A 14722-nucleotide genomic window follows, 5' to 3' on the forward strand; every position below is an offset into this window, starting at 1 on the left:
TAGAGCTTGGTAGATGCCCACGAAAAAGGGGACTTGCGTCCCCTTGTTATTTTGCCCGTGTTAAACACTAAGCCATCAGTAAATGTCTTTTGACAGCAAGGTGAAGGGTGTCTTCACCAGAATCTTCAGATCCAGCCACAACGACCAGTTATTGATGTACGTAAGGTCAATCTCCACACGCTTTTGCATTTTGTCGATGGTGTCGGTCTCGCCGCGGCAACCGTTGATTTGAGCCAGTCCGGTAATCCCCGGTTTGATTCGGTGACGCGCCATGTAGGCGAGAATTTTCCCGGAGTAGTAATCGTTGTGCGCTACAGCGTGCGGACGTGGCCCGACCAGGGCCATATGGCCTTGCAGCACGTTGATCAGTTGCGGCAGCTCATCGAGTGACGTGCGGCGGATAAAGCGTCCAACCGCGGTAATCCGAGAATCGTTACGGCTGGCCTGCTTCACCTCCTTGTCATCGTGCACGCGCATCGAGCGGAACTTCCAGACCTGGATCACCTTGCCATTCCAGCCGTGACGGTCCTGCTTGAAGAACACCGGGCCCGGGGAGTTGAATTTGACGGCAAGGGCTATAAGCAACAGGACCGGGCTTAGAAGGACAATGGCCAACAGCGCCACGCTCTTTTCCAGCAGGCTTTTACTCAGTGCCGCGGTCGGCTGGCTGGTCAACGGACTTTCATTCAGGTAGATCGCCGGCAAGCCGTCCACGACCCTGACCGAGTGATTGAGCAGCGTCAGGCTGTTCAAGTCCGGCACCCAGACCACATCGACGTTGGCACCCAGCAAATCGATGTACATGGCCTCGATTTTTGCCGCTTCACTCAAGGGCAGCGTGATGTACAAACGTCGGATGTCATGGGCCTTGATCAACTCCAGCAATTGCTCTTGCGGGCCTACGATCGGCGGTGAGCCCATCGCCAGCGGGAGCGTGGTGTCGGTGCTGACCAACCCCACCAAAGGGAAGTGTTCGAGGCTACGCAGCTTCCTGGCGAGTCCCAACGCTAACTCACCCGTACCGACGATCAGGGTTTTATGCTCGCTTTGAAGTGAGCGTTGATAGTATTGCGAGAAGCCGTGCAGCGGAACGTACAACAGTGCCTGCCCGATGTAACCGCAGGCTGCCCATACCAAGATCAGTTGACGAGAAAACAGTTCATCCGCCTTGCAGATGAACGCCACGCAGGCCAATGCCGCAAGGGTCATTGTCCAGCCCATCAACAAACGTCCCAATCCCTCCAGGTAGTTATCTTTCTTTGCATAGACGCCGCACCATGTATAAGCGGGCACCGAGGCAAGTACCGTCAGAATTGCACACACTCGATAATAGAACTCTACCGTTCCGGTCTGGTAATAAACCAATAGAAACAACAGGGCAACAACAAAGCCCTGACCCAGTGCCCATTGTCCCCAGAAGGTCAATCCTTTGAGGTGGGTATTTCGATTGATACGAAGATTGTTAACCATGCGATATCCCCAAAATACGTCCATTCGCGCGTCGACAGACAAGAGCCAAGTTGATGTAACAAGTATTATTATTTTTATAAGAGGGTAAAACGTTAACGGGCGAAACGCCTCTGTGTGGCGCGCTCGTCAGTGAATAGATTAATTGATGGGGCTGAAAGCTGTCTGACGACTTTTAACGAGTGGTTAGTTTATCTGACAAATATGTTGGGGCGGCGAGGTGTTAGAAATAGTCGAGAATGTAAGTTGGTTTTAGGGAAGGGGACTGGCGGGGAATTTGAGGGGGATTGCTGTGCGGGAAGGTAAAATGGTGGGGTGCTTTGTTGTTTTTGTATGCACTACCATCGTGGTCATCTCATTTACTCAGATGAGGCTTTTCCCCGTATTATCTTTTGAATCAGGCAATAGCCTCGATTCCTGACCGCGCGGAAAAGGCGTTCGCCATTACTGGCGTTTTTAAACTTTTCCTGCAGTCGGCTCAGGCACATCTCCAGACCTCGATAATGCTCCGGTTCTCTGCCGATACTCCGAATAAGATCATCTTTGCTGACTACGCGATCATCATGGTGCAGCATCTTTTTGACAAGCGCTGCCTCCAGACCAGTCAAGACAATCTCGACGTCATCTCTAATCAAAGCGCCATTGACATTGCTCAATCGCCAGGCTTCTGCAAAGGGATAGTGAGATCTGGCTGTCACGTTGCAGAGGTAATCCCGGGCATCATCCCGACTTTCATCTGCAAGTGAGGAGATGTTATTGAACCGCGTATCGGACAGGGCTGCTCGCCACTCGGATTCGAATGTCGAGAGTATGCGCTGTGTATCATGTCTGATAACAGGAGGGACAGTTCTGTCCAGGTGAGGGGAAATAAATTCCATGAGCTTAGGGGCGGATGAGGGCAGGGCTACACCTTCGACAAACATCTTTGCCTGTGATGTACCGAATGAGTTATATCGCTCACTCGAGAGTAAAGCCTCAAGCTCAAGTTGTAATGCCGGGCTATGAGTAACGACGACAAAATATTTTCTGGGGAGGGGTGTAGTGCTTTCCATGTCTCTCTCCTGAAGTGGCACACTCGGATTTTTTAATTTAAGAGGTTGTCGGCAGGGGAGTAATGGCTCCCTTGAAAGTAATCAAAAGGCAACGCGCGTGCCAGTATATGGCTAGCAGCATGCTCGACTCTGTCAGCTATGAAGACGACTTTGGTGGTGTGAGTCAGCATGGTCATGCGTTCGTGGAGTCGATTGAATAAATCGGGGTTGCCCGTCAGTTTAAGGCTCAAGTCTAGGGCTGAAAGGGGAATCTTTATATAGTCGAAAAGATTCAGGGTTGTAAATATCTCGATACTTTGTTCATCGATGTTATAGCCGTCGAACGCGATTTCTACGCCGTGATCTTTCAACAGATAGACATTGTTGAGGATTTTCTTTTTATCAATGAAGCTGACCGCCGAAAGGGGTAGCTCATTGAAAGCGATAACCAGTGTCTGGCCAAAACCACGCAGCGCATCGCTGGATTGTATTAATTCTTGCGTGAGTGCGGAATCGGCGAGATCTGACTGCCCAACGCAAACGAATCTACGGCTTAAGTATTTGTTTTCGCTAGAGATATTGTGATCTTTTAGCGAAAAGGCAATCAGCCGCGTCTGCATGAGAATTTCACTGTAAATGCCATTCATCTGCTGCATGGGAGCAGCAAAGGATGCATCAGCCTGACTGTCGTCAAACTGTATTCTGATCTCGCTGCCAAATGGGCAGTCATCGCGAGTGAGGATCAATTGTCGAGACAGGTAATGACTCGCACGATAGGTGTATGACGCGCTCATCGTTGCGTTCATAATGCAATAACTCCCTGCATATTAATCTTCAGGTGGTCGAGATCAGACCCCTGACAAGACGATATCCATGCCCACGAATACTTTGAATGGCGTTGGTGCCATACATGCCTTTTATCTTTCCGCGAAGGCGGCTGATAGATTTTTCCAAGGCCCTTGGGTCATAAAACGTTATATTCAGCCCCATGATTCTGGCGATTTCATCATGGCTCAATATTTGATTTCTTGTTTCAGTAAACGCTTCAAGAATTTTCATTTCTGGAAACGATACATCCAGCTTCTTATAGTCTCCAATCAGGCACATACGCGTTGGGTCCAAGAGCAAATTGTGTTGCTTGTGCCATTCTGCGCTACTAAAAAACTCGGAAAGTGCGTCCGGGTTATCTTCTGGATGTGTATTGAATTTAATGCAATGGTCGGCCCCCGCAAGATAGTATTTCATCTTGTTGTAGGTGCCTCTGCCGGTGATCGCTACAAAAATAATAAGGGCCTGGTTATCGGCGCGCATATTTTCCACCAGCGCGAGGCTTTCATCAAACGCCTGAGGGCTGTCAATGATAATGAATACTGCACGGTATGAATGGGAGTCCTTGTTTTTCTTAAACAAGTTGTTGTAGCACATGGTGTCAACGGGTATATCATGCGCTACACGACTTGTTACTAATGTCTTGAAACCCTCAGCTAAACTATGGGTCCGCCCAATGGTGAGAATACCTGTCACCTCCTTTGCGTGGCTGTGGCTGGTATTCGTTAATTTCCCTGTAAGCATCATGCATTGACTCGGCTGGGTGCTGACATTTGGATGTTAAAGCACCGATTCTCATTTGTGACTGACAATTGGTAACATTTCACGGATTTTTCAAGCAGGCGTCACAATTTTTTTAACATTGCTGGCCAATCTGGCGAGATTCTTAGCGCTCCTGGCGCGTGGTGTGCCAGCTGGCACGAGAGTGTCATTGTGCCATCTTTTGCCGCAATGTCCCGCTTTTCCAGATCAATACGCTGTGACGCTGGCTAATGCTGCCGCTGTTTATTTTTGTTTATTGAATGTTATGAATTATCAGCACTTGGCTACTTGACGTGCTACTTAGTGCTTTTCCTGAGCTCATAACTATCTTCTGTTTGCCTCTGTATAACATCGAATTTGTTAGTTGCGGTTATGGACATTTGCTAACGTTGGGTTCTAATGCTGAATCGAATGCGTTTTACTTACCCGTTAGCGATAAATTAAAAGCACGGCAGTGGATCTTCTGTTGTCGATGAGGGGAGGGTTAATGGATTTTTGGACTACCGTAACGGTATTGATTTTAGGCTTGGTGGAAGGGCTGACAGAGTTTTTGCCCATATCAAGCACAGGGCACCAAATCATTGTTGCGGACCTGCTCGGCTTCGGCGGTGAGCGTGCCATGGCCTTCAATATCATTATTCAACTGGGCGCAATCCTGGCCGTTGTCTGGGAGTTTCGGCGCAAGATTCTCGAGATCTTCACAGGCCTGCCCACCCAACGGAATGCGCAACGTTTTACCTTGAACTTACTGATCGGTTTTATGCCAGCCGTTGTCTTGGGCGTACTGTTCGCCGATAAGATTCATGAGTATCTGTTTAACCCAATCACCGTGGCGGTGGCATTGATGGTGGGCGGCATCATCATGTTGTGGGCTGAGCGGCGGGAATATGTGGTGTATGTCGACCATATTGACGACATGCGCTGGACCGACGCTCTGAAGGTCGGTTTCGCTCAATGCCTGGCGATGATACCGGGCACCTCACGCTCTGGATCGACCATTATCGGTGGGTTGCTGTTTGGACTTTCGCGCAAGGCGGCCACCGAGTTTTCGTTTTTCCTGGCCATGCCGACCATGGTCGGTGCCGCCGTCTACTCAGGCTACAAGTATCGCGAGCTGTTCCAGGCCGGCGACCTGCCAGTCTTTGCCCTGGGCTTCGTCACGGCGTTCTTTTTCGCCATGATCGCCGTACGCGGCTTGCTCAAGTTTATCGCCAGCCACAGTTACGCCGCATTCGCCTGGTACCGAATTGCATTCGGCCTGGTGATCCTGGCTACTTGGGTGTTTGGTTGGGTGAACTGGACTGAAGCGGCAGCGCTCTGACATTTGAACCAGGCTGCGGACCCACCAGCCTGGTATTTACTTCGATAAAGCGCTGACCATTAACGACCTTCAAGCAACTCCGCCGCCTGATCCAGCAACGCCAAAGGCTCTTTAGCCTTGTGAATATCCACCGACAACAACTGCCGAAACTTGCGCGCCCCCGGAAACCCGGTGCCCAGCCCCAGCACATGCCGGGTGATATGGTGCATCGAACCACCCGCTTCAATATGCGCCGCTATATAAGGCCGCAACTGCGCCAGCGCCTCGGCCCGACTGATCACCGGCGCTGTACTGCCGAACAGCTGCTGATCAACCTCAGCCATCACATAAGGATTGTGATACGCCTCACGACCCAACATCACGCCGTCAAACGTCTGCAAATGAGCGTGACAGGCCTCCAGCGTCTTGATCCCGCCGTTAAGAATAATCTCCAACTCCGGAAAATCCGCCTTCAACCGCGCCGCCACGTCATAACGCAAAGGCGGAATGTCACGGTTCTCCTTCGGCGACAACCCCTCCAGAATCGCAATCCGCGCATGCACCGTAAAACTCGTGCACCCGGCATCCCGAACCGTGCCGACGAAATCACACAATTCCTCGTAACTGTCCCGCCCATTAATCCCGATCCGATGCTTCACCGTCACCGGAATCGACACCGCATCGCGCATCGCCTTCACACAATCCGCCACCAACTGCGGATGCCCCATCAGGCACGCACCAATCATATTGTTCTGCACCCGGTCACTTGGGCAGCCGACGTTTAGATTCACCTCGTCGTAACCGTGGTCCTGGGCCATGCGGGCGCAGGCGGCCAGGTCCAGTGGAACGCTGCCGCCAAGTTGCAGGGCGAGCGGGTGTTCGGCTTCGTTGTGACGGAGGAAGCGGTCGTGATCGCCATTGAGGAGCGCGCCGGTGGTGACCATTTCGGTGTAGAGGAGGGCGTGTTTGGAGAGTAGGCGTAGGAAGAAACGGCAGTGGCGATCGGTCCAATCCATCATGGGGGCCACGCTAAACCGCCGAGACAGCGCAGAGCTTGTATTTACTGGGCTTGCAGCAAGATTCTGTATCATTTCGCTCTACGTTTTTGAGGCTATTTTCGGGGGTAAAACGGCGTTTTGTACCAGTGCTTGGTACAATGTACCAGTCTATTTTGCAATTGTACCAGGTGACCATGGCCACGATCAGAGCAAGGAAACGCACCGACGGCAGCGTCAGCTACACGGCACAGATACGCCTGTTTCGCGACGGTGCCCAAGTTTACCAAGAGAGCCAGACCTTCGCCCGAAAAGAGGCCGCCAAGGCCTGGGTTCGAAATCGCGAAACCGAACTGGATCAACCAGGCGCTATCGAGCGAGCAAACCGCACGGGCGCGACGGTCAAGGAGATGATCGAGCGCTACCTGGCTGAAATGAAGAAAGTGCGGCCGCTGGGTAAAACCAAGCTCGCCACGCTCAATGCCATCGGCGAGTCCTATTTTGGCAAGCTCAACGACAAAGACATCAGCAGCCAGAAGTTGGTGGAGTATGCGCTGTGGCGCATGAGTAAAGAGGGCGGAGACGTTAAACCGCAGACGGTCGGTAATGATCTGTCGCACCTGGGGGCGGTGCTTTCAGTGGCTCGTCCTGCCTGGGGGTATGAAGTCGATTCGCAGGCGATGAGTGATGCCCGAAAGGTACTGAAAAAACTGGGCTACAACATGCGCAGTCGCGAACGTGACCGCCGTCCTACATTGGATGAACTGCATCGACTGCTGACGCACTTTCAGGGCATACAAGACCGCCGTCCGACGGCTATCAATATGCTTAAAGTAGCCGGCTTCGCGCTGTTCTCCACGCGCCGCCAAGAAGAAATTACACGGATTAAATGGGCCGATCTGGATGAGGTCGGCCATCGGGTGCTGGTTCGCGATATGAAAAATCCTGGCCAGAAGATCGGCAATGACGTTTGGTGCCATTTACCTCCAGAAGCCTGGGCCATTCTTCAAACAATGCCCAAAGAGCGGCCCGAAATCTTTCCTTATGATGCCGGGTCAATATCTGCGTCCTGGACAAGGGCCTGCCAGTTTCTTGAAATAGAAGACCTGAACTTTCATGACCTGCGGCACGAAGGCGTGAGCCGGCTGTTCGAAATGGACTGGGACATCCCTCGGGTGGCAAGTGTTTCAGGGCATAGAGACTGGAACTCAATGCGCCGCTACACCCATTTGCGTGGCCGAGGCGATGCCTATGTGAACTGGAAATGGAAGGATAAAATCTTGCTGGCGCCGGTGGCACTGGGCGCCAGAGTGTTGAAGTAAGTCAGCTCCACCTAAGCGCGCTGGTCAGTTGATTGCTCTCTTTAATCGCAGCGGCGCGCTGCATATCCAGATACTCCGCAAGATCGTTAATGTGCACGCCTCTGGCGGTCTTCTGACTCGCCTCCATTCGTGTGATCGGAATTTTAATTTGTCCTGCCATCACCTTGCGCTGAAACATGTCAGTGGTGAGGTGGGTGAAGTAGTCCTTGCAGACGCGGTCGAGTGGAATGACCACTTGGCCGTCGTATTGAGCCATGAGGACGAACAGAGTTCTCATTGCGTTGCTCCTTCAACTGAATAAAGTGGTTACGCCTTCTGGAACACCCAGCAGCGCACCGTGGTTGGTTTCTTGGTCATCGAGTTATTCGCTGCTTGTGCAGCACGGACTGCGCTGTAGGTTGCCTTGTTGGTTTCCAGCCACTTGTGGCTGCGGCTGTTTACCAGAAGCGTGCGCAGGGTCTTAAGGTCAGCAAGGTTCTGCCGATGCTCGCCGGCCAGTTCGGCAAACTCGTTAAGGTTGATGGCGATGAGTTTCGGGTCAATGCTGTGATTGACCTGCGGACCTTCGCCCAGGCTTTCGAGGTATTCGTAAACCTCCCAGAATTCAGCCACCAGAGGATGGTCAGCGCTGATCGCAGATTGTCGCTCCAGTGCCATGGCGGTGAGCTGCTGGTAAGTCGTCACCACCTGGTTCTCATCCAAGGGGCAGATCAGGCACAGGCAATCGACCAGGGCCATCATCTGGCTGTGGTTTTTGACGATCCGCTCCACGCGTATTTCTTTGATCTGTCTAAGCCGCTGTTCATGCACCAGTACGCGCTCGGCGAATTTCGCCAAGACCTGGGGTTCTGCGCGAACCGCCAGCACCAGAAAATGGCTCAGCTGCTCGACTGGAATCACGTTGAGATTGTCAGCGGCTGCGCGGCTCTCGGTGGTGACTTCCGGCCGGGCAAAGTGCGATTTGATGATTCGGGTGAGGATCGCTTCAGATGCGCTCACGTCGGCATTCTGGCTGATGGCAATGGCGCCGCGAAACGGCGGTTCATACGTTTCGTTGCCGCTGGTTTTCATGCCCTTAGTGCCGAGCGTGCCGCCGCCGAAGAAGTCTTTGAGCTCATCCCAATCGAAGCTTTTGGCATGTGCCTTATCCGGTTCATTGCGATCGCCCTCGATCAGCACCACCGGCATGTTCGACACTTGGCCCATGGCTCGCTGCCGGCCGGCGCGGGTCGATTTCGACGGATCAAACCCTTCGTGTTCCCGGCCCAGCAATTTCCAGAGAAAAGTCAGCAGCGTGGTTTTGCCGGCGCCGGCTTCGCCCGTAACCTCCAGGAACGGAAAGGATTTGTACTTGGCCCGTATCTGTTCGGCGAACAGAGAGCCGAACCAGAACGCCAAGGCAACGATTCCCTTGGCGCCAAAGCACAGCCAGAGCATCGGGAGCCAGTCAGTCCGGTACTGCTTGTGATCCCGCTGAATATGCATCTTGATCGACTTCTGCAGCGTCTTGAGCCGCAGCTTTCCAAACTCGAAAAAGTCCTCCTTGTTCACCTCGCAAACCAGCCCATTGCGCATGGCCACATCGCCGAATACATAGGCACCGTATTCCTTGCTGTAACCCACGTAATCGATCGTCTCGACGGTTTTCAGGCCGTACAGCTGGTCTTTGAGGATCTTGTCGAGCTGCTTGCCGCTGCCGGTGAACACCGCACCGGCGGCCATGCTCAACAGGCGTTTTTTGAACTCGCTGGCAGCTGCAACCTGGCCACCGGTGAAGGTGTTTTTGACGCTGCCGCCGTCATGAGGGAAGTCGATGCGGTAGTAGTACCAGGACTCATCGGTGACGTCATTGCGCTGGAAGTACAAGGCCTGCGGGTAGCAGTTCGCGATTTCCACAACGCCGCCGCACTGGCGCAACGCTTTGGCTCGGCGCTGCTTGTCGTTGAGCTGCTGGTCCTCATGGCGATCGGATGAATCCAGCGCCTGCATAGCCTTGTTGAATTTATCCAGGTCCATCTTGAACCAATAAAGGCGGTTCTCGTACCCAAAGTGAAACTCATGGCTTTCACGCCATTCGTACATCAGCACGCCTTTCTCGGCGGCGCTTTCGGCGATCAGCAGGGCGCCGTGGTGGCGTGCGGTCCTGAGGTCTTGTTCGACTTGCTCGGTGCGTTGCTCGCTGTCTTCGATGAATTGCCAGCGCTGGTGCAGGTCGTTCCAATCGATCTTACGGTTGTCGGGTTGCGGGATCTGCGCCGCGTCGCAGGTGTAACCCAGGGCACGTGCTTCGCGGACCCAGCGCTTTGTATAGCGATGAGCGCCGGGTTCGTTGTCCAGTGCCCAGACCAGTTTGGGGAGCTTTCCACCGCGGTGGCGAGAGAGCTCTTTGAGCGAGGTTTCGGGGAACACATTGGAGGACATGGCTGACACGGCCGCAATGCCGTGGTGGGCCAAGGCAATCGCATCGAAGATGCCTTCGACAATCCACAGCTCTTTGACCTCAAGCAACTCAACACAGGGAGGGCACCACCAGGTGCCTCGGTAGCTCTCACCCATTTGAAACCGGGCTTTCATTTTGCCAAAACGGTGCGGTCGATCGATCAGCCGCTCCCAGTAACCACCCTTGTCCAGGGCAAAACGCACGGTCGCGCTACCAGCATTCAATTCGTCGGAGTAATAACTGTCTTGGGTAAACCAACCCTGGATCAATTCAAAGCGAAAGCCTCGAGCAAATTCCAGATAAGCCCGGGCCGTCGCGGAGGGGAACTGATCAGAGGAGGGCGCGCGCTTGCTCCAGTCGTCAAACAGGTCGTCATAGATCTCCTTCAGGTGCCAGCGCTGCCCGCACTTGCTCTCGCGGCCACAGATGATTAACCACGGACTGGAGCTGCGGGTGTACAACTCTTTTTTGCCACACGCTGGGCATGTGCCACCGCGTAAATAGTCAGTGCTAAGGCGTTTTTTCAGGCCGTAGTCATTGGCCAGGCGTTGCAGCACCTCGGCGCGAAGCGTGTTTGATAGCTCATTCACGATCAGCACCTTCGGCCGAGGCTGAACGAGAGCGCGCCGATTAACCGTTTCTGCGCGGCCATCATCGGAAAGGTTGCGATCAGTGAGTCATGCCGCAAATGTTCGGGCACAGCGTTAAAACGCTCCTCGTGCCAGTGCGCATTGAACTGGTCCGCGTATTCCGCGCGAAGCGTCTCAAGCAGAATCATTGCGTGTTCCCGGGGCAGGGTGGTGAAGATGTCCACGTCGTTGTCCATGCTTGCCTCAAATTTTTGGCGCACCTCACCCATACCCAATTGGGCAAGTGCTGAGGTGTGTTGAGTTGGGGGTTACACGGGTTTATCAGGCGGCTGCCTGGATCTCACTCCACGCCAAGTGCACCAGCTTTGTTGCGGTGTTGGTGGGTACTTCAAGGGCCACGATCAAATGGCGTACGCAGCTTTCGAAAAGTTGATCAGAGTCGGACAGGTATTGCGCCTGGTGACGCAGCAGATACGCACGAGCGGCTTCCTGCATGCTGGTGCGGTAATCCTGAATAGAATCTGGCGTACGGGTCATGGTGCGGTCTCCGGTCCTTGGTTAGGCAGCAGTTCCAGCTGATCGCTGGCGTGTTTCATGGCTTCACGACGCAGTGCCGTGTCAGCCAGTGGGAGCTTGACGGTGGGGTTGGCCATACCGCTTGGGCTCATCTCATGGGTCATTTCGAACTCGGCGCGTACCGACCAGCCGCAGGCTTCATTGGTGCATTGCAGGTAAGCGACGCGAAGAAAAATATGGGTCCCTTCGCTGGTGCGTATCCGCATGCGTGAGTGGCAATGAGGGCAAACCAGTTTGTAAGTGCTCACTAAATGCATCCTTGCGCTGTTCTAAAAACGGGGTAGTGCGTCTGCCTCATTAATCAATGGTGCCTTCCTTGATGCCCAGCAACACAGCCGCTCGATGCGCCTGGCCACGGCGTCCCTTTTTCCGTCCATTTAACAAGTCGCTGACCAAGTTGCTGTTTAGCGCGTGTTGGCGAGAGAACTCGGCGAGGCTGATTCCTTTTCGATCAAGTGCTGCTCGGGCTTGCTCGGTGGTTAGAGGGGCGGGCATAGTGTCCATTCGTGGGCATCCGGGTTGAATTTTTCGCCATTATGCCCAAACATTTTGGCCTGTAAAGGATGAAAGCTTGAAAAGTTGTGCATCTACAGAACACTTGGACGTTGCCGTAGGTGAGCGCCTGCGTGAAGAAAGGACGCGACTAGGGCTAAACCAAGAAGCCTTTGCGCAACTGGGGGGCATCACTCGCAATACCCAGGGCAGCTACGAAAAAGGCGAGCGAAACGCTGATTCCGTCTATCTCTCAGCCGTGGCTGCGGCCGGTGTTGACGTGCTGTACGTCTTGACTGGCGGGCGTGTGCTGCGTGCGGCTGAAGGACTGGACGAGGCCGAAGAGCGGCTGATTCAGCAATTCAGAACCCTTTCTGATTATGACCAAAAAGCTGTGCATCGCATTGTCGGCGCCATGTCCGAAGTCACCTGCCTTTCAAACGCCAAGAAATAACTCGTCGATATTTAAAACATTCGTTACGACGGATTTCGGTTTTGATTTTTCACGCTCCTAAGTAACGTTGCGCCTGCAATCACTTAACGGAGTAGTGTGCATGTTGGATCAGGATGATAAAGAGAACATTCGCATGGCTAACGCCAATAGCGAAAATTCTGAGCTAACACAAGATGAGTGGAAACTTCTTACATGGTACAGAGAAGTGCCTGAGGCAGATCAGGGCTATATCCTGCGTATCGCGCAAACGCTGGCAGCGCTCTGACCGGTATAGGGCAATAGGGAAGCCGGTTAAATAGTGTTTGACTGCACCAAGTACTCTTAAAAGAACCCGGCTATTCGCCGGGTTTTTTATGCGCGACTCGTTTACTACTATTTGGCGACTTTCATGCTCGCTCTGACAGGCCGTGGCGTAACGGCTTTGACCACATCATCAATCACCGCCTTCCCCAGAGCCGTCAAATAGTGCGCGGCCCACGAAAAACGGTCGGTTTCTCGATCATAAGCCGCGTCTTTTGAAAGCGCTTTGGCCAAGAACAGCAGATCGGATGCCATGGCCAAGGCTGCGTCGACAGGAACGCCCGCGCTGACGTGGAACAGCGCCTTGTCGTTGCAGTAGATGCAGGGGGTGAAACCGATGGTTTTAGCTTCGATTGACTCGCTCATTTGTCACCTCCATTCATGACGGAAGGGAGGCTAAGTGAGGCAGCATTACGCAGCTTGGTGCGGTGAGAGGTAACGCTGAGTTTGTACGGATTTACGGTGTGCATGTGTCTAACTCCTTGACATGAGGAGCTACCACTTTCGTTCCAAGCGAAGGGTGGCAGCTGAGCGCAGGTTGGAAACCGGGAGTCAAGGAAACCGGCACGCCCGAAGACGTCCCACGCACAGCCGCCATAACACAACATTGCAGGCATAAAAAACTGCCATTAATAGTTATGGGGATGCTGCTGCGTGACTTGTCGGGTTTCCAAGCCCGGTCGCTGAATGTGCAGCGACGTTTGGAGAGTAGCCCGACAAAATAAGCTCAACAAGGTGGTGACTGGCTCTAAAGCACAGCAAGCGTACCCCCTTACGCAACTCTCAGATTTTGCCTACAACTTCGACATGAAGCCACCCAATATTCTGAAAGAATACCGCTTGGAATGGAAAAGTGAGCCAGGTGGGCCGAACCCCACGCACATGACCATGACCCAAACGACAGGCGAAAAAAAACCGCCTTTGCGGGGCGGTTCTTTTGTAAGCCCCAGTTTGCGGCTGGGACTTGGTGCATCTCACGGAAAACATTGGATTGGGTCTCATGCTATGAATCTTTGCTGATCCTTGCAACGTATCTTGCCAACATCGGGTGAGGGCAAACGTTCGACTCGCCTCAGGCCCTCATCGATCCACTGCACAACGAGGTGGCAGCACAGGCCGGAGTCCAGCAATAAGTACAAAGGCTCAAACACAGGGCGAAAAAAAACCGCCTTTGCAGGGCGGTTCTTCTGTAAGCCTCAGCTTGCGGCTGGAGCTTAGTACGTCTCACGGACATCACTGGCGTTGGCCCATCTTATTAATCATCGCTCAACCTTGCAACGTTTGTTGCCTTCTGAGGATCTCGCCACTGGAAGATTTGAAGCCAGTGGGGGCTCGCAATCAATCCACTGCGCAGCGATGGCAGCGCCGTCCGAAGCGCAGAGCGCATAACCAGTACTCAAACCACAGGCGTAAAAAAACCGCCTTTGCGGGGCGGTTTTTTGTAGCCACAGCTTGCGACTGGGGCTTAGTGCTTCTCATGGGAGACGCTGGTGTAGGCGTCATGGTATTAATCTTTACACATCCTTGCAACGTATTTTACCAGCTTCGGTTAACGGAAACTGAAGGTAACGAAACCGCGATTCGTCGATGAAGTCGGCTCGACAGACTCTGACAGAAATAACGTTTTACAAAAACAAAGCAATCCATTGCTTAGACGCCCCCAATATCAGACATTTCCAACTGCCGCGTTTGAAGTTCTAGGTTAATATGCCGTCGCTCGCACGCCAGTGCAGCGATGAGGTTTGGCCGGTGGCGTAACAGTTTCGTCCCCTCTGACACGGTTTTGCACCCCGTGCCGGGATGATGGTTCGGAGGGAACTCAACCGGCCGCCTCGTGGGATACGCTGGTGTGTCTTCCCGAAGGCACGCGTGATCCGGTAAGTGCGCTGGAGGTTTGGCCCCCAACCTGGAGGCCAAAACGTATGAAGCTTTTGCTGCGTACGCTGAGCCTCGTATGGAGATTGTTGAAAGCGTTTCGCTTTTACGAGTTCCTGCGAGACCACTTTGACGACCTGAAGTAACGGTCGTTAAGGCGGGGGAAGCCCGTTTCAGTTTCGGCTGAGACGGGCTTTTTTTTTGCTCTAAAATAACTGTCATAAGTAGGATTTATCCTTCATTGCTTTTTGATGTGAGTAGGACACTTCGTCGGGGTCTGTAGGTGACAT

16 protein-coding genes are annotated in these 14722 nt (G+C 53.2%); 4 read left to right on the forward strand and 12 right to left on the reverse strand.

Annotation, left to right across the window (positions count from 1 at the left end; genetic code table 11):
- Window positions 1-75 precede the first annotated feature (75 nt).
- The 4 genes from ACYZTY_RS08415 to ACYZTY_RS08430 form a co-directional block, all read right to left on the reverse strand.
- Entirely contained in the window at window positions 76-1470 is a 1395-nt protein-coding gene (locus ACYZTY_RS08415; protein WP_461958062.1) for an undecaprenyl-phosphate glucose phosphotransferase, read from the reverse strand.
- Window positions 1471-1826: 356 nt separating this feature from the next.
- The gene (locus ACYZTY_RS08420; protein WP_461958063.1) at window positions 1827-2519 is read right to left on the reverse strand and encodes a winged helix-turn-helix domain-containing protein; all 693 of its coding nucleotides are present in this window, start codon (window positions 2517-2519) and stop codon (window positions 1827-1829) included.
- Window positions 2520-2551: 32 nt separating this feature from the next.
- Window positions 2552-3304 (reverse strand): EAL domain-containing protein, encoded by a 753-nt coding sequence (locus ACYZTY_RS08425; RefSeq protein WP_461958064.1) that lies wholly within the window; start codon window positions 3302-3304, stop codon window positions 2552-2554.
- Window positions 3305-3332: 28 nt separating this feature from the next.
- A complete protein-coding gene (locus ACYZTY_RS08430) occupies window positions 3333-4073 on the reverse strand; it encodes a winged helix-turn-helix domain-containing protein (RefSeq protein WP_461958065.1) in 741 nt (246 codons plus the stop codon).
- Between the two features lie 502 nt (window positions 4074-4575).
- Between ACYZTY_RS08430 and ACYZTY_RS08435 the strand changes: the two genes are divergently transcribed.
- Complete coding sequence (locus ACYZTY_RS08435) at window positions 4576-5409, forward strand: undecaprenyl-diphosphate phosphatase (protein ID WP_461958066.1); 834 nt, start codon at window positions 4576-4578, stop codon at window positions 5407-5409.
- Between the two features lie 59 nt (window positions 5410-5468).
- Here the strand turns inward: ACYZTY_RS08435 and dusA are convergent, their stop codons facing one another.
- Window positions 5469-6479: a tRNA dihydrouridine(20/20a) synthase DusA gene (gene dusA / locus ACYZTY_RS08440; RefSeq protein ID WP_461958067.1), complete on the reverse strand. Its 1011-nt coding sequence runs from the start codon at window positions 6477-6479 to the stop codon at window positions 5469-5471.
- A gap of 101 nt (window positions 6480-6580) precedes the next feature.
- Here dusA and ACYZTY_RS08445 point away from each other — a divergent pair, with 101 nt between their 5' ends.
- On the forward strand, window positions 6581-7705 hold the full coding sequence (locus tag ACYZTY_RS08445; protein WP_461959275.1) for a site-specific integrase: 1125 nt from the start codon (window positions 6581-6583) through the stop codon (window positions 7703-7705).
- A 1-nt stretch (window position 7706) separates the two neighbouring features.
- Here the strand turns inward: ACYZTY_RS08445 and ACYZTY_RS08450 are convergent, their stop codons facing one another.
- From ACYZTY_RS08450 to ACYZTY_RS08475, 6 genes are all read right to left on the reverse strand, one after another.
- On the reverse strand, window positions 7707-7982 hold the full coding sequence (locus tag ACYZTY_RS08450) for a pyocin activator PrtN family protein (RefSeq protein ID WP_461958068.1): 276 nt from the start codon (window positions 7980-7982) through the stop codon (window positions 7707-7709).
- 29 nt (window positions 7983-8011) lie between these two features.
- A complete protein-coding gene (locus tag ACYZTY_RS08455; RefSeq protein WP_461958069.1) occupies window positions 8012-10735 on the reverse strand; it encodes a toprim domain-containing protein in 2724 nt (907 codons plus the stop codon).
- Between the two features lie 2 nt (window positions 10736-10737).
- Entirely contained in the window at window positions 10738-10971 is a 234-nt protein-coding gene (locus ACYZTY_RS08460) for a hypothetical protein (protein WP_461958070.1), read from the reverse strand.
- A gap of 85 nt (window positions 10972-11056) precedes the next feature.
- Entirely contained in the window at window positions 11057-11272 is a 216-nt protein-coding gene (locus ACYZTY_RS08465; RefSeq protein ID WP_461958071.1) for a hypothetical protein, read from the reverse strand.
- Entirely contained in the window at window positions 11269-11559 is a 291-nt protein-coding gene (locus ACYZTY_RS08470) for an Ogr/Delta-like zinc finger protein (protein ID WP_461958072.1), read from the reverse strand. Before ACYZTY_RS08470 ends, ACYZTY_RS08465 begins: the two co-directional genes overlap by 4 nt.
- Window positions 11560-11608: 49 nt before the next feature.
- Window positions 11609-11806: a DNA-binding protein gene (locus tag ACYZTY_RS08475; RefSeq protein ID WP_258668307.1), complete on the reverse strand. Its 198-nt coding sequence runs from the start codon at window positions 11804-11806 to the stop codon at window positions 11609-11611.
- A gap of 103 nt (window positions 11807-11909) precedes the next feature.
- On the opposite strand from ACYZTY_RS08475, the gene ACYZTY_RS08480 reads away from it, so the two are divergent.
- On the forward strand, window positions 11910-12257 hold the full coding sequence (locus ACYZTY_RS08480) for a helix-turn-helix domain-containing protein (protein ID WP_461958073.1): 348 nt from the start codon (window positions 11910-11912) through the stop codon (window positions 12255-12257).
- 100 nt (window positions 12258-12357) lie between these two features.
- Window positions 12358-12522 (forward strand): hypothetical protein, encoded by a 165-nt coding sequence (locus tag ACYZTY_RS08485; RefSeq protein WP_461958074.1) that lies wholly within the window; start codon window positions 12358-12360, stop codon window positions 12520-12522.
- A 107-nt stretch (window positions 12523-12629) separates the two neighbouring features.
- Here ACYZTY_RS08485 and ACYZTY_RS08490 read toward each other — a convergent pair whose 3' ends face one another.
- On the reverse strand, window positions 12630-12923 hold the full coding sequence (locus tag ACYZTY_RS08490; protein WP_461958075.1) for a DUF3077 domain-containing protein: 294 nt from the start codon (window positions 12921-12923) through the stop codon (window positions 12630-12632).
- Window positions 12924-14722: the final 1799 nt, after the last annotated feature.

The sequence above is a fragment of the Pseudomonas sp. LB1P83 genome (assembly GCF_054897885.1).

What these genes read in the sequence shown, in the direction of transcription:
- ACYZTY_RS08460 (WP_461958070.1), bottom strand. Translation starts at nt 10,971, where the DNA reads ATGGACAACGACGTGGACATCTTCACCACCCTGCCCCGGGAACACGCA.
- dusA (WP_461958067.1), bottom strand. Translation starts at nt 6,479, where the DNA reads ATGATACAGAATCTTGCTGCAAGCCCAGTAAATACAAGCTCTGCGCTG.
- ACYZTY_RS08475 (WP_258668307.1), bottom strand. Translation starts at nt 11,806, where the DNA reads ATGCCCGCCCCTCTAACCACCGAGCAAGCCCGAGCAGCACTTGATCGA.
- ACYZTY_RS08435 (WP_461958066.1), top strand. Translation starts at nt 4,576, where the DNA reads ATGGATTTTTGGACTACCGTAACGGTATTGATTTTAGGCTTGGTGGAA.
- ACYZTY_RS08445 (WP_461959275.1), top strand. Translation starts at nt 6,581, where the DNA reads ATGGCCACGATCAGAGCAAGGAAACGCACCGACGGCAGCGTCAGCTAC.
- ACYZTY_RS08430 (WP_461958065.1), bottom strand. Translation starts at nt 4,073, where the DNA reads ATGATGCTTACAGGGAAATTAACGAATACCAGCCACAGCCACGCAAAG.
- ACYZTY_RS08420 (WP_461958063.1), bottom strand. Translation starts at nt 2,519, where the DNA reads ATGGAAAGCACTACACCCCTCCCCAGAAAATATTTTGTCGTCGTTACT.
- ACYZTY_RS08485 (WP_461958074.1), top strand. Translation starts at nt 12,358, where the DNA reads ATGTTGGATCAGGATGATAAAGAGAACATTCGCATGGCTAACGCCAAT.
- ACYZTY_RS08415 (WP_461958062.1), bottom strand. Translation starts at nt 1,470, where the DNA reads ATGGTTAACAATCTTCGTATCAATCGAAATACCCACCTCAAAGGATTG.
- ACYZTY_RS08465 (WP_461958071.1), bottom strand. Translation starts at nt 11,272, where the DNA reads ATGACCCGTACGCCAGATTCTATTCAGGATTACCGCACCAGCATGCAG.
- ACYZTY_RS08490 (WP_461958075.1), bottom strand. Translation starts at nt 12,923, where the DNA reads ATGAGCGAGTCAATCGAAGCTAAAACCATCGGTTTCACCCCCTGCATC.
- ACYZTY_RS08450 (WP_461958068.1), bottom strand. Translation starts at nt 7,982, where the DNA reads ATGAGAACTCTGTTCGTCCTCATGGCTCAATACGACGGCCAAGTGGTC.
- ACYZTY_RS08425 (WP_461958064.1), bottom strand. Translation starts at nt 3,304, where the DNA reads ATGAACGCAACGATGAGCGCGTCATACACCTATCGTGCGAGTCATTAC.